At 42.1% G+C, this 17,734-nt stretch carries 17 protein-coding genes; 13 read left to right on the top strand and 4 right to left on the bottom strand.

What is annotated here, in order from left to right; translation table 11 throughout:
* The first annotated feature begins 21 nt into the window (after window positions 1-21).
* The 3 genes from aceB (at window position 22) to hpaB (ending at window position 4,505) form a co-directional block, all read left to right on the top strand.
* Window positions 22-1,614 (top strand): malate synthase A, encoded by a 1,593-nt coding sequence (gene aceB, locus ACJA3J_RS16725; RefSeq protein WP_406944647.1) that lies wholly within the window; start codon window positions 22-24, stop codon window positions 1,612-1,614.
* Between the two features lie 13 nt (window positions 1,615-1,627).
* Window positions 1,628-2,920 carry an isocitrate lyase gene (gene aceA / locus ACJA3J_RS16720; protein ID WP_406944646.1) on the top strand — a complete coding sequence of 431 codons (1,293 nt, stop codon included), beginning with the start codon at window positions 1,628-1,630 and terminating at the stop codon, window positions 2,918-2,920.
* 145 nt (window positions 2,921-3,065) lie between these two features.
* Window positions 3,066-4,505 (top strand): 4-hydroxyphenylacetate 3-monooxygenase, oxygenase component, encoded by a 1,440-nt coding sequence (gene hpaB / locus ACJA3J_RS16715; RefSeq protein WP_406944645.1) that lies wholly within the window; start codon window positions 3,066-3,068, stop codon window positions 4,503-4,505.
* An 11-nt stretch (window positions 4,506-4,516) separates the two neighbouring features.
* Here hpaB and ACJA3J_RS16710 read toward each other — a convergent pair whose 3' ends face one another.
* Window positions 4,517-4,654, bottom strand: a complete 138-nt coding sequence (locus ACJA3J_RS16710) for a hypothetical protein (protein WP_167356006.1) — start codon at window positions 4,652-4,654, stop codon at window positions 4,517-4,519.
* A gap of 126 nt (window positions 4,655-4,780) precedes the next feature.
* Here ACJA3J_RS16710 and ACJA3J_RS16705 point away from each other — a divergent pair, with 126 nt between their 5' ends.
* Together ACJA3J_RS16705 and ACJA3J_RS16700 are read left to right on the top strand one after the other, a co-directional pair.
* Entirely contained in the window at window positions 4,781-4,981 is a 201-nt protein-coding gene (locus ACJA3J_RS16705) for a YozQ family protein (RefSeq protein ID WP_406944644.1), read from the top strand.
* Window positions 4,982-4,983: 2 nt separating this feature from the next.
* Complete coding sequence (locus tag ACJA3J_RS16700; RefSeq protein WP_089651407.1) at window positions 4,984-5,241, top strand: alpha/beta-type small acid-soluble spore protein; 258 nt, start codon at window positions 4,984-4,986, stop codon at window positions 5,239-5,241.
* A gap of 49 nt (window positions 5,242-5,290) precedes the next feature.
* On the opposite strand, the gene ACJA3J_RS16695 is transcribed toward ACJA3J_RS16700, so the two are convergent.
* Window positions 5,291-5,677 carry a hypothetical protein gene (locus tag ACJA3J_RS16695; RefSeq protein WP_115894146.1) on the bottom strand — a complete coding sequence of 129 codons (387 nt, stop codon included), beginning with the start codon at window positions 5,675-5,677 and terminating at the stop codon, window positions 5,291-5,293.
* Window positions 5,678-5,814: 137 nt separating this feature from the next.
* Here ACJA3J_RS16695 and ACJA3J_RS16690 point away from each other — a divergent pair, with 137 nt between their 5' ends.
* Both ACJA3J_RS16690 and ACJA3J_RS16685 read left to right on the top strand, forming a co-directional pair.
* On the top strand, window positions 5,815-6,411 hold the full coding sequence (locus ACJA3J_RS16690) for a serine/threonine protein kinase (protein ID WP_406944643.1): 597 nt from the start codon (window positions 5,815-5,817) through the stop codon (window positions 6,409-6,411).
* 66 nt (window positions 6,412-6,477) lie between these two features.
* A complete protein-coding gene (locus ACJA3J_RS16685) occupies window positions 6,478-6,717 on the top strand; it encodes a hypothetical protein (protein ID WP_089651410.1) in 240 nt (79 codons plus the stop codon).
* Between the two features lie 39 nt (window positions 6,718-6,756).
* On the opposite strand, the gene ACJA3J_RS16680 is transcribed toward ACJA3J_RS16685, so the two are convergent.
* Window positions 6,757-7,515 (bottom strand): TrmB family transcriptional regulator, encoded by a 759-nt coding sequence (locus tag ACJA3J_RS16680; RefSeq protein WP_406944642.1) that lies wholly within the window; start codon window positions 7,513-7,515, stop codon window positions 6,757-6,759.
* Between the two features lie 753 nt (window positions 7,516-8,268).
* Here ACJA3J_RS16680 and ACJA3J_RS16675 point away from each other — a divergent pair.
* Window positions 8,269-9,438: an MFS transporter gene (locus ACJA3J_RS16675; protein WP_406944641.1), complete on the top strand. Its 1,170-nt coding sequence runs from the start codon at window positions 8,269-8,271 to the stop codon at window positions 9,436-9,438.
* 408 nt (window positions 9,439-9,846) lie between these two features.
* On the opposite strand, the gene ACJA3J_RS16670 is transcribed toward ACJA3J_RS16675, so the two are convergent.
* Window positions 9,847-12,423: a glycoside hydrolase family 31 protein gene (locus tag ACJA3J_RS16670; RefSeq protein WP_406944640.1), complete on the bottom strand. Its 2,577-nt coding sequence runs from the start codon at window positions 12,421-12,423 to the stop codon at window positions 9,847-9,849.
* A gap of 388 nt (window positions 12,424-12,811) precedes the next feature.
* Here ACJA3J_RS16670 and ACJA3J_RS16665 point away from each other — a divergent pair, with 388 nt between their 5' ends.
* The 5 genes from ACJA3J_RS16665 to ACJA3J_RS16645 all read left to right on the top strand — a co-directional run bounded on the left by ACJA3J_RS16665 (window position 12,812) and on the right by ACJA3J_RS16645 (window position 17,711).
* Window positions 12,812-12,988 (top strand): YfhD family protein, encoded by a 177-nt coding sequence (locus tag ACJA3J_RS16665; RefSeq protein ID WP_089654190.1) that lies wholly within the window; start codon window positions 12,812-12,814, stop codon window positions 12,986-12,988.
* Between the two features lie 187 nt (window positions 12,989-13,175).
* Complete coding sequence (locus tag ACJA3J_RS16660; protein ID WP_406944639.1) at window positions 13,176-14,087, top strand: glycine betaine ABC transporter substrate-binding protein; 912 nt, start codon at window positions 13,176-13,178, stop codon at window positions 14,085-14,087.
* Window positions 14,088-14,335: 248 nt separating this feature from the next.
* Complete coding sequence (locus ACJA3J_RS16655) at window positions 14,336-15,283, top strand: AAA family ATPase (protein WP_406944638.1); 948 nt, start codon at window positions 14,336-14,338, stop codon at window positions 15,281-15,283.
* Window positions 15,280-16,488: a DUF58 domain-containing protein gene (locus ACJA3J_RS16650; protein ID WP_406944637.1), complete on the top strand. Its 1,209-nt coding sequence runs from the start codon at window positions 15,280-15,282 to the stop codon at window positions 16,486-16,488. The genes ACJA3J_RS16655 and ACJA3J_RS16650 overlap by 4 nt, the downstream gene beginning before the upstream one ends.
* 2 nt (window positions 16,489-16,490) lie before the next feature.
* Window positions 16,491-17,711, top strand: a complete 1,221-nt coding sequence (locus ACJA3J_RS16645; protein WP_406944636.1) for a hypothetical protein — start codon at window positions 16,491-16,493, stop codon at window positions 17,709-17,711.
* Window positions 17,712-17,734 lie beyond the last annotated feature (23 nt).

Genomic DNA, 17,734 nt, shown 5'->3' with positions numbered 1-17,734 from the left:
ACAACAGAGGGTGGCGATTCAATGAAAACCAAATTGTCTGGAATACAAATTCACGGAACAATGCATGACGGATTTGCAGAGATTTTAAATGATGAAGCATTATCCTTCATCATTCAATTACATGAAAAATTTAATGACAAAAGAAAACAGTTACTGGCAGATCGAATAGAGACACAAAAGAAAATCGATCAAGGACAGCGGCCGGATTTCCTGAAAGAAACTGAGCATATCAGGAATGCTGACTGGACAATATCCCCCATACCTGACGATCTTAAGGATCGTCGGGTAGAAATTACAGGTCCTGTTGACCGGAAGATGGTCATCAATGGCCTTAATTCCGGAGCGAAGGTATTCATGGCTGATTTTGAGGATGCGAACTCTCCAACTTGGCTGAATACCATTCATGGCCAAATCAATCTGAGAGATGCAGTAAGACGGAATATTCGTTTTGAAAATCAAAACGGAAAGGTCTATGAGTTAAACGAGAAGACTGCTGTACTCAAAGTACGCCCGCGTGGATGGCATTTAGAAGAAAAACACATGACTTACAATCAGGAACGGCTCTCCGGGAGTCTTGTGGACTTCGGACTCTACTTTTTCCATAATGCTAAAAAACTCATTGAAAATGGTTCAGGGCCGTATTTTTACTTACCGAAGCTTGAAAACCATCGTGAGGCGAAGTTATGGAACGATGTGTTTGTCTTTGCTCAAGACTATATGAATATCCCACAAGGAACGGTGAAAGCGACCGTCTTAATTGAAACGATTTTAGCCGCTTTTGAGATGGATGAAATCCTTTATGAATTAAGAAATCATTCCGCTGGATTGAACTGTGGCCGTTGGGATTATATTTTCAGCTACTTGAAAAAGTTCCGTCATGATGAAAGTTTTTTATTGCCTGACCGTGCGGATGTAACGATGACTGTTCCATTTATGAGGGCCTACTCACGGTTAACCATTCAAACTTGTCATAAGCGAGAGGCTCATGCCATGGGTGGAATGGCTGCCCAAATACCGGTAAAAAATGATAAAGAGAAAAACGACGCTGCTTTTGAAAAGGTACGTGCGGATAAGAAGCGGGAAGTGAAAGATGGGCACGATGGGACGTGGGTCGCCCACCCGGGCATGGTAGAAACAGCGATGGATATTTTTGACAAACATATGCCTGATGATAATCAGATTCGAAAAAATCAAGATTCCGTCTCCTATCGTGCGGAGCAATTGCTTGAAGTTCCTGATGGATCTATTACAGAGCAGGGGTTAAGAACAAATATAAATGTAGGGATTCAATATATGGCCTCCTGGCTGGATGGAAGAGGAGCAGCACCGATTCATCATTTGATGGAAGATGCGGCAACAGCTGAGATCTCGAGAGCTCAAGTGTGGCAGTGGATCAGACATCCTAAAGGAATATTAAAAGATGGCAGGGAGATCACGATGGAGCTTTACGCATCGTTGAAAGAGGAAGAGATGGAAGCAATTCGCTGGGAAGTAGGAAAGAATGCTTTTGAAAAGGGTTCCTATATGGAAGCCGCTCAATTGTTTGACCGATTGATTCGTAACGATGATTTTGCTGAGTTTTTAACTTTAGAAGTCTATAACCATTTATCTTAAGGGGGATTTTATTATGAATGAGCGTGTTGAAAAGTTGCGTCACCAGTGGCAGGACGAGAGTCGATGGAGCGGGGTACAAAGACCATATGAAGCTGAAGAGGTCATTCGGTTAAGAGGTTCCATGGATATTCAGCATACGTTAGCGGAAAAAGGTGCCGAAAAGCTTTGGAAGTTAATGAACGAAGAAGATTATGTCCACGCGTTAGGTGCTTTGACGGGAAACCAAGCGATGCAGCAGGTGAAAGCAGGGTTGAAAGCAATCTATTTGAGTGGATGGCAAGTGGCCGCTGATGCCAACCTCTCAGGGCATATGTATCCCGACCAGAGCTTGTATCCGGCCAATAGCGTACCGCAGGTGGTGAAGAGGATCAATCAAGCTTTGCAAAGAGCGGATCAAATTCATCATATGGAAGGCAAAGAGGACATTGATTGGTTTGCGCCTATTGTCGCAGACGCCGAAGCTGGTTTTGGTGGCCAGCTGAATGTGTTCGAGTTGATGAAAGGAATGATTGAAGCAGGTGCTGCAGCTGTTCACTTTGAAGATCAGCTTTCTTCGGAGAAAAAATGTGGTCACCTTGGTGGGAAAGTCCTTTTACCGACACAGACCGCGGTTCGAAACCTGATTTCCGCAAGGTTTGCTGCGGATGTGATGGGAACTCCGACCATCATTATAGCAAGAACCGATGCAAATGCGGCCGATCTGATCACGAGTGATGTGGATCCTTATGATGCGCCATTCATTACTGGAGAGAGAACAGCAGAAGGTTTCTTTAAAACAAGGTCTGGATTGGATCAGGCGATTGCACGTGGTTTGGCTTATGCGCCATATGCTGATCTTGTCTGGTGTGAAACATCGGAGCCTAACTTGGAGGAAGCCCGTCGTTTTGCAGAATCTATTCACGAACAATACCCTGGAAAGCTCTTGGCTTATAACTGCTCTCCTTCTTTCAACTGGAAGAATAAGCTCGATGGTGAAACGATTGCAAACTTTCAGCGTGAGCTGGGGGAAATGGGATACAAGTTTCAATTCGTTACATTGGCAGGGTTCCATGCCTTGAACCACGGCATGTTCGAACTTGCTCGTCAATATAAAGATCGTGGTATGGAAGCTTATTCTGAGCTTCAGCAGGCAGAGTTTGCGAGTGAGATTCATGGGTATTCAGCGACACGACATCAACGTGAAGTTGGAACAGGGTATTTTGATGAAGTCGCTCAAGTGATCTCGGGTGGAACATCTTCCACAACGGCATTGAAGGGTTCCACAGAGACTGAACAATTCAACTCTGAAACCGTCAGCCCTTCATAACAGGAGCGTATGATTTAATGAGAAACGCCTGGAGTGTGAATCTCCTGGCGTTTATTTTTCTTGTCCACAAAGCACAATTCTTCGCCGAATTAATATGGTATGATATCAGTTATTTTCAGTGATTGTGAAAATCAGGAGTGATATCATGCCGGTGATTTCAGGTGAAGAATATAAAAAACGCATAGACGCGATGAATGCGGAAGTGTGGGTGGGAGGAAGTAAAGTCACGGGTGGCATTTCCGAACACCCGGCCTTCAAGGGGATCATCCGCAGTCAGGCAGAACTCTACGATCTTCAGTGTGCCAATCAAGACGATATGACGTTTCCCTCAGAAACGACAGGGAACCGATTAGGACTGTCATACTTAATTCCAAGAACGAAAGGGGAATTAGAAAGAAGGAGGAAAATGATTCAGCGGTGGGCCCTTCATTCAGGTGGAGTGATGGGGAGAAGCCCGGATTATATGAACACTGTGCTCGCCGCTTTTGCTGCATCGATTGATGTATTGGATGGGGAAGAGAATTGTCATCCGGAACGGCTTCTGAAATTTTATGAATATGCTCGAGAGAATGATTTGTCGTTCACACATACTTTCGTTAACCCTCAAAGCAACCGATCAAAGTTAGCTTTTCTAGAAGAGGATGTCACCAATGCTCGGATCATGGACCGGACCGACCAAGGTTTGATCATTAAAGGTGCCAAACTTCTGGCAACACAAGGAGGAATAACGGATGAGATCGTCGTCTTTTCCGCTCCTGGTGCTCAGGATAATGCTCACGCCTACTGTTTTTCTATCCCGAGCAACACGAAAGGGTTAAAATTTGTATGTAGGGAATCGTTCGCCAATGATGGACCATCTTATGATTATCCTTTGTCCTCACGTTTTGAAGAGATGGATACCATCGTCATTTTTGATGATGTTCTCGTTCCATGGGAGCGTGTCTTCATACACGATAATATTCGAGCAGCTACCCGTTTGTATGTCCAAGGGAAATTTGTTCCCTTCACGTTACATCAAATCGTTTCACGGCAAATCATTAAAACCGAATTTCTGTTAGGAATCGCTCAGGGGATCGTTGATACAATACAAATCGGTGATTATCAACATGTTCAAAGTAAAGTGGTGGAAATAGTCAAAGGGTTGGAAGTCATGAAGGCACTTGTCATTAAGTCGGAACAGGAAGCGGCTGTTGATGCTTCAGGCATTATGGTTCCTGAAAGGCAACCGTTATATGTGGCTGTGAATCAATTTCAAGAATCTTATCCGAGATTTGCTGAGATTCTTCAGATTCTTGGTGCCAGCGGAATGATGTCAATTCCGCAAAAGGCAGATTTTGAAGGAGAAGTCGGAGAGCAACTGGATCATTTTTTGCAAGGGGTTGAAGTGAAAGGAGAAGATCGCGTCTCCCTTTTTCGGTTAGCCTGGGATTTGACGATGAGCAGTTTTGGTTCCAGACAAACGCTGTATGAACGATTCTTCTTCGGAGATCCTGTACGGCTTTCGCAAACCATTTATCAACTTTATGACGACCATAAAGCATTAGAAACCATCCAACCGTTCTTATCAAAAAAAGCTGACAAGTAAATGTCAGCTTTTTATCGTTTAGCATTTGCTTTTTTTGCTTTTTGTTCTAACTGAGAACGAGGTTGCTGATCGGCGACATCTTCAGAAAGTCCCTGTGGGTTTACCGTGTTGCCGGCATTTCTTTTGAATGCATTGCTTTTCTTACTCATAAGCGCACCTCCTAATGCTTATTTTGGAGTAATGCTCGGTTTTTATCCATGTTTTCAATAGGCAAAAGCTTACAACGAATGGGTTATTCAAACATGCAAAAGCTAAGCGCAAAGGAGGAGTTAAGTATGAAGCAAAACAAACCCAACCGTAATCATAATCAAAACACAGACGACTTCAGTTCTCAGGGCTTGGCAACTACCCATGAGCAAGTATCCGATACTCTCACAGAAGGTACGTACGATGCCAAAATCGATGAAGTGGATGAAAACGGGCAGCTGATTAGCCATAAAGGTGAGGATATTAAAAAAGGAAAGAAGCGTGACTGATCATGGCTCGAAGGAATAAACTGCTTGTTCCCGAAGCTCGGGCAGGGCTTGATCAAATGAAAGCTGAACTTCTAAACTCATCATCACCTGACCAAACGAAATATGAAGTAGCAAAGGAACAAGGGATCTCGTTGAAAGAAGGTAACAATGGTGATCTTTCTACGAGAGATGCGGGTAAAATCGGAGGGCAGATCGGCGGGCGAATGGTGAAAGAGTTAATTCGCAGAGCTCAACAACAGATGGAACAAGAACAAAAGTAAGAGGCGCAAAACGGCGCCTCTTTTTTGGTCTTCAAATCGAACGAAGAGTTCATTCCATGTTCGCCAGCATATTCTTAGGATGCATCATCATTAACAGATCAAGTTCTTTTTTATGGTAAAGGAATTCAGATTTATTTTTATTTACAAGGGACTGATCGATCTGATGTTGATGCACAAGGATCGCTAATTCCAGATCCATTTCTGTATAGAGTGAACGGTCTTCATACTTTTCATCGATAAAAGGAATGGACATATAAAAAGGATCAGCATCATTTTTTCTAACAGATATATACCAGCCTGCATGGTCTACATAAAAGGGATCTTCAAGGATGTGAAGATGATCGCCTTGGTTGAATTCAATTATTTCATGGCATGTACAATCTTGGTTGCCTTTTTCATATGTGAACGTTTGTAGAACGGTTAAGGTATTCTCCATAGCCATTCTCCTTTCAAGGTGATAAAACAATAATAGTTGATAATGATTATCAATGTCAAACAAAAATGCACTTCTTTTTCTGATAATTTTGGTATAATGATATAAATAAAATGGCTTTTTCATAGAGGAGAATCTTTATGGGGAATATCAAAGATTTGGTTGGAAAAGTACAGTTTGATGGGGATCGTCCCATCGTAGTGCCTCCAGAGTTACAATGGATTGGCCAAGGAAGAAGTGCCGTGGTCTACCGATTGCAGGGAACAGACCTAGCGATAAAGATCTTTTATCCAGGTTACGAGGACCTGGCACATGTTGAAGGGGAAGTTTATGAAAAGCTGAACAACCATGAGTTTTTTCCAGCTTTTTATGAAAAAGGAGAAGGCTATTTGACGATGCAGTACGTGGAAGGTATCACTTTTTATGACTGTCTCGTCAATGGGGTTGCAATTACAGACGAGATGGTTCAACGCGTAGACGAGGCGTTGGAATTTGCCTGTCGTTTAGGTTTCAACCCTTCGGATACCCACTTGAAGAATATCCTGCTCACTACTGACGGTGAAGTGAAAGTGATTGATGTGGTTCGTTTCACACAGGAGTTTGATTGTCCGCATTGGCGTGACTTGAAAAAAGCCTATGAAACCTTTTATCAGCGTCGCTATGTTCCAAAAAAAATCCCGCGATTTTTTATAGAGTTTATCATACGTTTGTATCGTAAAAGGTTGTTGCCGATTTAGACGGTTTTGTTGTTTGACCATCCATTTTTCTGGGAAAACCTTGAACTAGAAAGGTGGAATGTGATTATGACACAACATCGTTTGAGTGATGTAGAAGTCGGCAAAAATTACAAGGCAAAAGAGTTAGACAGTTTTGTATCTACGACCGATGTACTTGTTCTTTCTAACAATGATTCACAACTTTTCACAGAACCTGAAAGAGAGTATAAAGTCGTCGATGCATTTGAAGGTTTTTTTGAACATTCCTCTGAAGATGGAGAGAAATATTTCCGTGAAAAGAAAGCCTATGTAGTAGAAAAAGTATAGAAATAGGCGTCCAATATGGGCGCCTTTTTTTCGTTGAAATCAATATCTTAGTTTCATGAGAATTTCCTTAATTTCCTCATCGGCCATGAGTACTTCCTCGTATTTCTTTGTAATTTCAGTCAATGCCACATCATGATAAAAGAATTCAGTAAAGAATTTCACTAATGGTTTGGATAAGGTATGAATGCCCTGGAACGTATCGCCCTCTACACCCGCAAATAGAATTTCTTCGTGATCAATAATCATGAGCTTGTGCCTTTCAAGGGCTTCGTGTTTTTCGTCAGGCAATAGGACATGAGCATGCAGCTTTCCTGGATCCAGTTCACCCACAGAAAGAAGCTCTACCTTGATGCCTTCTTTCTTTTTTTCTTCAAGAAGTGGGAGGAGGGGAGCCAATTCATCACTCCACCCGGTAACAAGTATTTCCTCCCTGGCAGTGTGAATCCGCTCATTTAATAAAGCTTTGATGGAAGCATCATTTTGGATGGTCCATACGCGTTCATCCGAATCATGAAGTTTAAAAGTCGTATTTCTTATTTCGTCTATGTTTGCTTGAAATTCAGTCGTCAGCTTCTCAATCGTTGTTTCCAGTGGAAGGGCGGTGTAAAGTTTTTTTCTTTCTTGAAAAGAAGTGAGGATCAACCCTTTTTCTACAAGGCGCTGAAGGACTTCATAGATTTTCGATTTTGGCACTTGGGAATATTTTACAATGGATGTAGCGTCCATGTGCTCTTCACTTGCTGTAAGGACTTCAAAAACTTGGCTTTCATATTGAGTAAATCCGAATTTCTGTAACATCATGTACCTCGCTTTTTGTGAACAGATTTTAGATTAGTTGTAGAATAACCTTATTCAATATATTGGCAGAATTGTGGAAGACTCGATTTCGAGACTTTTCGGGGTTCGTTTGCCGTGTGGAGCGTCAGGGGTGGTTGGGAAGCCACTCGCTTTCCTGCGGGGATGACGGCAAGCCTCCTCGTGCTTCGCACTGTGGGGTCTCGCCAGCCAATCCATTCCCGCGGGAGTCTCGCAGCTTCCCAACCACCCCATTCGATGAATGTGAGAAACGAACTCCATTACTGTGTGGGGGGGTCTTCCACTATCCTTGTGTTATATGCATATAGCGCTACATAACAAGCTTGCCGCACCCAGAATAGAGTGCCTGCAAGTTCGTATCCTCCATTAAATCTGTGCATAAAAGCAACTTATTCTGGAAGTGGTTTCGAGACACTTATATGGCAAAGGGGCGGAGGGAAACGGTGAGACTCCTATGGGCCGTGTGGGACAGGTGAGACCCCACAGAGCGAAGCTCGAGGAGGCTCACCGCCCGCCCCATGGAAAGCGAACCTTTTCCCGGAGCCCCTAAATTCACATAAACATCTCGAAACTGAGTCTTCAAGAATAGGGAGCTTTAGTATAATAGAAGTTTTTTATTGATGCTTTAGGTTTAGAATACATGGAGGAATGAAAAACGTAAACATTTCCTCTTGTTTTATCCTTTTCATATGGTTACCATTGTAGTGGTAACCTAATAGAAAGGGTCATGCAATTATGAATAAAAAAGTTTATTTGTTAGCACTTGTTGCCTTTGTTGTCGGAACCGTTGAATTGATTATCGGTGGGATTCTAGACCTTGTTGCCGATGATCTTGGTATCACCCTTGGTCAAGCAGGTCTATTGATCACTATTTTTTCCTTAGTATTTGCGGTGGCATCCCCGATTTTACTTACGGCAACCGCTCGGTTTGATCGGAAAAAACTGATGCTTGTCACTTTGGTTATTTTCTTTCTAGGAAACATGCTCGCCTATGTGAGTCCGAATTATTCTACAATCATGCTTGCGAGGGTATTAACAGCCGCGAGTGGATCATTGCTTGTGGTACTTGCTGTGACGATTGCTTCTGCGATTGTTACAAAAGAATATAGAGGAAGAGCGATTGGTACCATTTTTATGGGTATCAGTGGTTCTCTTGTTCTTGGAGTACCCATTGGGCTGACTATTGGAAACAGCTTTGGATGGAGAGCACCTTTTCTACTGATTAGTGTACTGACTTTGCTCTCTCTTGTGGCCGTATGGATTTCGTTGGGTAATATTGCTCCGAAACCCGTCATTACTGTTAAAGAGCAACTGCGGACGTTGAAAGATAAAAAGATTTTTTCTGCACAGCTGACCTCGTTCTTGTTTTTGACAGGGCACCTTGCCTTGTATGCTTATCTGACTCCATTTCTAAAATCGGAAATGGGGATGAACGGTACTTGGGTGAGTATTGTTTACTTTATCTTCGGTGTCGCAGCCGTTATGGGGGGAGGAGTCGGAGGTTTCTTATCGGACAAATTTGGATCTGAGAGAAGCATTCTCGGCATTATCCTCGTCTTTGCGGTCGCTATTTTCACAATTCCGCATGTCACATTTTCCCTTCCATTATTCTTAATGGTGATGGTGATTTGGAGTGCATTGAGCTGGGCAGTGACACCTGCACAACAAAATTATCTGATTTCCTCAGCACCTGAAACGTCAGATATTCAGCAAAGCTTGAACAACTCTGCATTGCATTTCGGAATTGCTTTTGGTTCTTCCATCGGTGGAATTGTCATTGAGCAGAGTTCCGTTATTCATAACGCAACTGTTGGAGGATTTTTCGTGCTTGTCGCTTTGGCCACCGCCTATTTCTCCATTACTCGTGGGCGACAAACGTATGAGCAGGAAGCTATGCAGCAATAACATATGAACCCCACCGGACGCGGTGGGGTTCTTGTTTATTCTCCTTTATATTCAACTACATTCATTTCCCACTATTCCAAGTGAGGGAGGGTAAAAGGAGAGTCGGCCATCGAAGGAACTGTTTATTTGAGGTCTGAAGTGTGCATGGTCACTTGGTTGTTGCTTGATCTTTATAAAAGTGTTGGATTTACATGCTTTCCGCTTTAGAATCTAACCATTGAAAGACGAAGAGTAGAACAATCATTATAAATGATCGTGCTAGCAGTATTTTGTTCTCATATATAGATCAGCCTTATAACAAATGGCTAGCAGATGATCTGCTAGCCACTTTGATTTATTGAATATGTTAGATGGAGATTCCTTCATGATTTGTAATCATCCAATAATAAGGATAGGCTTGGGTGCCGTTTATTTTTTCTTGTCAGACTTGCCTGCTTTATCTTTTTTACCATTGAAGAAAATCTTCACTTTATGTTTTTCATCAGCCGGAACATTCACATAAAGAGCTTGTTCTTCATTATCATAAAAGAAGGACTCTTGAGTTGATTTTACTTCCTCTACAGAGCTGACCTCCTTGTACTTCGCTTTTGCAGCACGTACACGTTTAGGTGCTTCTTCTCCATTAAGCTTCAGCGTGTAAGATTCTAAGTCAGTATCGTAACCTGTCGCTTTTTCTTTTTTCTTGAATTCAATGTGCTTCCCTTTACGTTTCACTTCCAGGTCTGTCACATTGTACTCGCCGTCCTTGTAATCTAATGTTGCGCCATCATCTTCATAGAAGGAATAGGTGGCTTTTTCATTCAAATAGGTATCTAGGACTAGGTTTTCGAGTGGCTTTTCACCAGTATATTGCTGTACTTCACGTGTAGGGATCATAGAATCCTTTTTGACGTAAATCGGCAGGTGATCAAGTTGTGCTTCTGTAGTGATGGTCTGACCTCCGTCAAACTCTTCCCCCGTCCAATAGTCCACCCACGTTTCTCCTTCAGGCAAGTAAACGTCACGCTCAGTTTGTCCTTCTTCAACAATTGGTGCCAGCATCATTTCTTTTCCAAACATGAATTGATCACTTACATTATAGGTGTTCTCATCATCTTGGAATTGATAAACAAGCGGTTGTTGAACTGGAGTCCCTTGTTCGGCAGCATCGATGAATGCATTATAAAGGTAAGGCATCAATTTGTAGCGCATCTCAATGTATTTCTTACTGATGTCTTCGACTTCCTGACCGAAAGCCCAAGGTTCCTGCGCCTGTTTCTTACCTTCTGCTTTTTTATCACTATCATAGTGAATGCGGGAGAATGGTAGGAAGGCACCGACTTCGATCCAGCGGGCAAACATTTCTGCATCAGGGCGTCCAGCGAAACCACCAATATCATTTCCTACGAACGGTACACCTGAAAGGCCGACGTTCATGTTCATTGGAAGAGACATTTCTAAGTGATCCCATTCACTTACGTTGTCACCTGTCCAAAGAGCTGCGTACCGTTGAGAACCTGCGTACATATCACGTGTCAATACAAACGGACGCTCATTTGGTTTGTACATTTCAAAAGCATCGTATGTAGCTTCTGCTTCATCATGTCCATAGAGGTTATGGTATTCTTCGTGTGTTCGTTTGTTTTCACCTTCGCCAAAGGTTACATCCAGTGGCATGGTGTGGTATGGACCGTCGAATACAGCTGGTTCGTTCATGTCATTCCATACGCCATCGATTCCTTTATCGAATAGGATGTCGTGCTTGCTTGCCCACCACTCACGCACCTCTTCTTTTGAAAAGTCAGGGAACATGGATTCTCCAGGCCATACTTCACCTACAAAGTTTGATCCATCAGGATTCTTTGCCCAGTAATCGTTGGCTGTTCCTTCATCGTACATGAAGTAACCAGGGTCTTTTTTGACAGCAGGATCGTTGATTGTGATTTTTTTGAAGTTCATGGCATCAAGTTTTTGATGAAGAGCTTCGTCGCCAAATTTATCAGACCATGTAAACACACGGTATTCATCCATATAGTCGATGTCGAAATGCATGGTGTCCACGGGGATCTCTTTTTCGCGATAGGTTTCAGCTACACGTTCAATATCTTCAGCTGAATATTCCCATTTGGATTGGTGCAATCCAAGCGTCCACTTGGCAGGTTTGTCCATTCTACCTGTCAATTCTGTGTAACGATCGAGTACATCTTCAATTTCAGGACCGTACATGAAGTAGTAGTTTAATGTACCGTCATCTGCGTAGAAGTAATAATAATCGTCACTCTCACTCGCCATTTCGAAATAAGAACGGTTCGTGTTATCGAAGAACATGCCGTACGCTTTTTCATTTTTCAGACCGATGAAGAATGGAATGGATGTGTATAAGTATTTTGTGTCTGTTCCATATGCATAAGCGTCCGTATTGAACATGCCAATGCTTTCACCACGTTGGTTTACTTCAAGTCCGGATTGTTCACCAAATCCGTAAAAAGCTTCATCTTCTGTCGTCTTTTTATATACATAAGGCTTTTCCCCGTCATATCCAGAACCGTTCTGCATGTAATCTTCGTTGATGACGTTTCCTGCTTTATCAAGGAATTTTACGCCGAAAGGTTCTTTTTTAATTTTGATGGTGATTTCATCAGTAGTCAGAGTGATTTCGCCTTTCTCTTCAGAAACATCAAAAGAAGGAGTGTCCCATTCTTTTTTGCTGATGGCTTCAGAGAAGTATTCTTCTTCGCCTTCTTTTATAATAGAAACTTTCGCCATGTCTTCAGAAAAAAGACGAATAAAAGCGTTTTGATCAGAGGATAAATTGAGCTTCACTCCATTTTCAAGCTGTTCGACACCTTCTACTTGAAGTTGTTTTTTTACAGCCTCCTGGTTCAGCTCTTGATCAGGGTGGGGTTGTGTCACCGCTAGTACGTTCGGTGCTTGTGCTGCCAATACCGTAGCCGCAATAGCCGTAGTAGCAACTAAGCGGGAGATTTTTTGGGATGGTTTGTGCATGTTAGCTTTTCACCTCGATAGAATTTTTTGCGTCAACCGGTTGCGCAAATCTACTGTATACCGAGAGTGAAAAACTGGCAATAAAGGAAATTTGGAATCGTTCCCATAAGTCATAAGAACCATTAGATTGATAATAGCGGCATTGGAAGCGGTTGAAAGACTTTTTGTAAGAGTTTCCAAAAAAAGTGAGATTCCAACCAATGATTCATGATTTACAATTCCTTAACAAATGTGGGGACTTTAGGTTCTTTTTGTGTAAAAAGTATGTGAACCCCCGTAAAGTGAATTTTTGAGCCGAAATAATCGGCTGTTATGGCTTTATCTTAAGAATATTTTTGGTGATTCGAAAAATACTACCATTGTTCCAACTAAAAAGGAGGGGAAGAACATGGGTAGAGACGAACACCGTAAAAACAAAGGGAAACAAAAACGTAAGTTACCTCAAACACCTAAAAATCAGAAGAACATTGATGTAGAGTTCTCTGAAGAATTAGCGGATCGTGAAGACAAAATCGCTCAACAAAGAGCAGAAGCCGCAGACCGCCGCGCTCACAAAAAACAATAAATGGTAAATATAGCCACACCAGGTCATCCATAATTTGGATGACCTGGTGTGGAATAATCATACAGGAGTACATTTTGTACAGTTTAAATTGTTTGAACTTGAATTACTTTATGATATAATTTTAAATTGTGTTTGAATATATGAATCACATAGAAAATAAATGAATACTTAGAGGAGGTCATCTGTTATGAAACAATGGCGTAGATGGTTACCAGCTGTATTTCTTGGTATTCTCTTAACTTTAGCTGCTTGTGGCGGTGAGTCAGGGGAAGATACATCAAATGGTAACGAAAACGAAGGAGACAATGCTGAAACTTCTGAAGAAAAAGGAACCGTCAAAATTGGGATGAACAACTGGGCGGAGAACGTTGCTGTATCGAATATGTGGAAGCTTGTTCTCGAAGAGAAGGGCTACACTGTAGAACTGGAACAAGTAGAAAAAGGTTTTCTATATGAGGCTTTATCCAGTGGGGATCTAGATATCGGTATGGAAATCTGGCTTCCGAACACGGACAAAGCGTTTTATGAAAAATATAAAGAAGATATCGACTGGCGTGAAACTTGGTATGAAGGGACAAAATTAGGCCTGGCTGTGCCAAGTTATATGGAAGATATTAATTCAATCGAAGATTTAAAGGGCTCAGATGCATTTCCTGATAAGCAGATTGTAGGTATCGATGCAGGCGCAAGCATTATGTCTCTGACCGAAGAGGTTATAAACGAATATGACCTGGATTATACACTTGCCGCATCTTCTGAGCCAACAATGATCACAGAGTTAAAGGGTTCCATGGAAAGTGAAGAACCTATCGTTGCGACCCTTTGGAAGCCGCATTGGGTATTCGCTGAAATGGATTTGAAGTTCTTGGAAGATCCTAAAAACGTTTATGGCGATTCCGAAAACATCTCTTACGCTGCGCGCAAAGGATTAGAAGAGGATCAGCCTCAAGTGGTCAAGTGGTTTGACAACTTTATGTTGAACGATGATCAGCTTGGCAGCCTCATGGCTAGCATTAATAAAGCTGGTGACGCTCAAGAAGGTGCTCAAAAGTGGATTGACGAGCATCAAGACCTTATCGATGAATGGACAAAAGAATAATATATCAAGACCCGCTCTCTTCAGAGCGGGTCTTTTTTATGCTCTTGTATCCTTTTGCAAACATAAAGAGTCAGATATTAAATTTCCAGGTCAGCGACTCAGACCAACTGATCATTCACCAGTCACGAGTAAATATATTTATGTTGGAACATTCATAGGGACAGCGAATCATCTGAATTGAAAGAATTATCTAACATAATTTGGTATAATGGATAACTGAAGTTTTAGTACAAAGGAGCTTTTACATAATGAGTATAGAGAAAATAAGAAAAGCGAAAGAAACGATCGGTCGAGTGATCCTCGGAAAAGATGAGGTTGTGGAGCTGTTGTTTGTCTCCATCATTGCAGATGGACACGCACTTCTGGAAAGTGTGCCTGGCTCTGGGAAGACGAAACTAGCTAAAAGTTTCGCTAAAGTGATGGATGGTCATTTCTCAAGGATTCAATTCACTCCGGACGTCCTTCCAAGTGATGTCACAGGCATTCAATTCTTTAATCCTAAAACCCAGGAATTCGAATTGCGTGAAGGTCCGGTCATGACGAATGTTCTCCTAGCAGATGAAATCAACCGGGCGACTCCGAAGACGCAGTCCAGTCTGCTTGAGGTCATGGAGGAAAAGCAAACGACTGTGGATGGTGAAACGTTAAAGATTGCTCCACCACTCTTTGTCATTGCAACTCAAAACCCCGTGGAAGGAAACCATGGTACGTTTCCTCTTCCTGAAGCCCAATTGGATCGGTTCTTGTTCAAGATCGACCTGGGATATCCGACGGAACAAGAAGAAAAAAACATTTTAAGAACATATCAAAAAAATGAACCGTTTGAAACACTCACGCCACAAATCTCGTTAGAAGAAATTTTACATATCCGTGAACAATCAAAAGACATTGCCATTGCCGATGATACGATGAATTATCTTTTGGATCTTGTTCGGTTGACACGTGAAAGTGAGGATATCGAGTTAGGCGTCAGTACGAGGGGAGCCCTCGCTTTTATGAGAGCGAGTCAGGCTCGGGCGTTACTATTGGGAAATGATTTTGTCCGCCCGGAAGATGTGAAATTTCTAGCCCCTTATGTGTTGGAACACCGTATTGTGCTTTCTATGGAGGGGGCCATACGGAAAACGAAAAGCCAGGTGATCCAGGAAGTGATTCAGGAAGTTCCGGTTCCCGTTGAAGCAGGTTCGGTACAGTGAATCATTGGGAAAAGCAACTCGGATTGGGAAGAAGGTTTTATGATGGTGTTTTGGCTGCGGTGATCCTCACCGGATTGGTCGGGTTTATCATCAATCAGCCAATATTTTATTTCCCTACAGGGCTTCTTATCATATTTATACTTGGGAGTAAGATTTTCGATCATTATAGTGGTTCGGATTTTGAGCTGCAAAATGTTAAACATTCCGTTCGTTTGTTTCCTGGAGATGAAGCAGAATGGAAGATCCACATGAACAATTATTCACGGGTTCCTATGTTAAATGGAACGTTGTCATTTGAAACGGGAAAAATGGTAAGTAGTCGAAGAGAAATGATGAATGAATTGTACCATTCCTATTCATACAAATTACCTTTTTCATTAATGAGTCGTGGGGAGTCCGTGGTACATATTCCGGTGAGAGCTGAAACACGCGGGGTAACAAAAGCAAGGAATTTGTCGTTCCGGTTTCCTCATTTATTGAATTTCACTCCTATAAAAATGCGGTATAAAAAACCGTATCAAACAGAGTTTATTATTTATCCAACTCCGGAACCTGTACTCGGTGTCAAAGAGTTTATTCATCCATCCATCGGGGAAGAACGTGCGAATTTTTCACCCTATGAAGATGTTCTAACACCTGTGGGAACGCGAGATTACGAACAGGGGGACGCCTTTCATAAAATCCATTGGAAAGCGAGTGCGAAATCACAATCTTTGAAGACGAAAGTATTGGAGCGTCAGGTGGATGGGAGTTGGACGATCATCGTCAACGTAGTGGAACAAACGAGACTAGGAAATGAACACTTGTCTCCCCGCCTCGAGTCATTGTTGTCCTATGCCTGTTATTTATGCTATACGGCTACAGAACGGGGCTATCCATATGAAATGATCATTAACATGCGAAAACCTCAAAGAAACCCTTATTTTTATCAAGAAAAAGGGGAGGGCAGCGTCCATTTACGACACTCCCTGGAAATGTTGGCCCGGATTGATAAAGAACAACGGCTGCTGCCCATGGATCAATTGTTCCATTGGTTCGGATCGCGCGGCTTAAGCAGTAAAGTTGTTCTTATTGTGGGGGAGATTCCTGATGGAACCTTAGATAAGTTAAAAGACTGGCAATCGAAAGGCACTGTTGTGCTTCAGGTGCAGATGGATGGTTCATCTGCCTATTTACGCCCTGCCTTACAAAGAGGGGGTGCTTGAATATGGTGGAAGGTAAAAGGAATATCACTTTTGTTTATCAGATCTTAGGGGAAGCGATGCTTTTCTTCGTGCTTCTTTTCCCTTTGACTCAATGGACGTCTCTATCCCTCTCTTATGTTCTGTTTAGTACATATGTGGTCGTTAGTATCGTTCTATTTTTTCTTATAAGAAGGTGGTCGTCAGGCTTTTTCCCCTATCTGTTTAGTTTAGCGGTAATCATAATGATTGCCTATTTTGTGGGCGCTGGTTTATTACTGGGATTCATCGTCGGATCATTTCTAGTATGGAGATATTACCGCCATGAACGAGATCCTGATTTGAATCATGAAATATCATTAATTTTGTCCACATCGATTTTGACTTTTATTATGATCTTCTTCTTCCAGTCCTGGGATTTAGTCTACGCACTGATTTCCCTATACGTTGTAACGTGGGGAGGGTATGCTTTTTCACATTATTACAACGTAGACAGAAGGGAGAGAAAAGGAGGATGGAAGAGTCTCTCCGTCATCTTTCTCTCTTTAATCACAGGAACCTCGGTAATTTTGCTTCTTTTTCCATATCTACGTTCTTTGATTGGAACACTCTGGAGTGGAATTTCGTACGCCTTTCTTGTAGGAATCAACGGAATCATGACACTCCTCGCTAAAATAGGTCTTGATGTTTCTAGAATCGAGCCTATGGAAGAAGATTCTTTACCGGAAATGAAGTTTTCATCTCAAGAAAGGCAAGAAGAGCTCCAACGAATGAATGATAGCAATCAAGAAACCACTCAAAAAGTAGCAGAAGCGATTGAAACAGGAACCGTTGTCCTAATCGTCGTTGCACTTCTTTTGGCTTTGATCACCTTTTTCTTTTTGAGAAAAAGAGTGAACATAGATATGGAAACAGCCACTGAAGCTCTCAACTATCAGTATTATGCATATGGTGAAGATGAGAAAAAGAGATCTTCCTCAACTTTTTCTTTCCATAGGTCACACACAGAAGGATGGGTGAGAAAGCAGTTTCGCACCTTTGAACATTTTGCCGCCCGGAATGGATGTGGCAGATATTCAAATGAATCAATCGAGGATTGGTTTCGGAGGATTGGGCTTACTATTGAATCGACCGAGCTTTATCAAAAAGTGCGGTATGGCAGTCAAACGTTAACAACCGAGGAGAAAGAGCAATTTGAGCTTGAATTGAAAAAACTCAAACAAAAAATTATCGAGAAAAACCACTGACCTCTAGGAAATAAGTTTAAGCA

Origin of the sequence: Halobacillus sp. SY10 (genome assembly GCF_045401165.1) — a bacterium.
Classification (GTDB): domain Bacteria; phylum Bacillota; class Bacilli; order Bacillales; family Halobacillaceae; genus Halobacillus; species Halobacillus aidingensis.
The sequence above is the reverse complement of the archived record's forward strand: the minus strand, read 5'-3'. Positions and strand labels throughout refer to the sequence as shown.

Excerpts from the sequence above, each read along its gene's own strand:
- ACJA3J_RS16665 (WP_089654190.1), top strand. The coding sequence starts at position 12,812 with ATGGGTAGAGACGAACACCGTAAAAACAAAGGGAAACAAAAACGTAAG.
- aceA (WP_406944646.1), top strand. The coding sequence starts at position 1,628 with ATGAATGAGCGTGTTGAAAAGTTGCGTCACCAGTGGCAGGACGAGAGT.
- aceB (WP_406944647.1), top strand. The coding sequence starts at position 22 with ATGAAAACCAAATTGTCTGGAATACAAATTCACGGAACAATGCATGAC.
- ACJA3J_RS16645 (WP_406944636.1), top strand. The coding sequence starts at position 16,491 with ATGGTGGAAGGTAAAAGGAATATCACTTTTGTTTATCAGATCTTAGGG.
- ACJA3J_RS16670 (WP_406944640.1), bottom strand. The coding sequence starts at position 12,423 with ATGCACAAACCATCCCAAAAAATCTCCCGCTTAGTTGCTACTACGGCT.
- ACJA3J_RS16690 (WP_406944643.1), top strand. The coding sequence starts at position 5,815 with ATGGGGAATATCAAAGATTTGGTTGGAAAAGTACAGTTTGATGGGGAT.
- ACJA3J_RS16695 (WP_115894146.1), bottom strand. The coding sequence starts at position 5,677 with ATGGAGAATACCTTAACCGTTCTACAAACGTTCACATATGAAAAAGGC.
- ACJA3J_RS16680 (WP_406944642.1), bottom strand. The coding sequence starts at position 7,515 with ATGTTACAGAAATTCGGATTTACTCAATATGAAAGCCAAGTTTTTGAA.
- ACJA3J_RS16655 (WP_406944638.1), top strand. The coding sequence starts at position 14,336 with ATGAGTATAGAGAAAATAAGAAAAGCGAAAGAAACGATCGGTCGAGTG.
- ACJA3J_RS16700 (WP_089651407.1), top strand. The coding sequence starts at position 4,984 with ATGGCTCGAAGGAATAAACTGCTTGTTCCCGAAGCTCGGGCAGGGCTT.
- ACJA3J_RS16660 (WP_406944639.1), top strand. The coding sequence starts at position 13,176 with ATGAAACAATGGCGTAGATGGTTACCAGCTGTATTTCTTGGTATTCTC.
- ACJA3J_RS16705 (WP_406944644.1), top strand. The coding sequence starts at position 4,781 with ATGAAGCAAAACAAACCCAACCGTAATCATAATCAAAACACAGACGAC.
- hpaB (WP_406944645.1), top strand. The coding sequence starts at position 3,066 with ATGCCGGTGATTTCAGGTGAAGAATATAAAAAACGCATAGACGCGATG.
- ACJA3J_RS16675 (WP_406944641.1), top strand. The coding sequence starts at position 8,269 with ATGAATAAAAAAGTTTATTTGTTAGCACTTGTTGCCTTTGTTGTCGGA.
- ACJA3J_RS16685 (WP_089651410.1), top strand. The coding sequence starts at position 6,478 with ATGACACAACATCGTTTGAGTGATGTAGAAGTCGGCAAAAATTACAAG.
- ACJA3J_RS16710 (WP_167356006.1), bottom strand. The coding sequence starts at position 4,654 with ATGAGTAAGAAAAGCAATGCATTCAAAAGAAATGCCGGCAACACGGTA.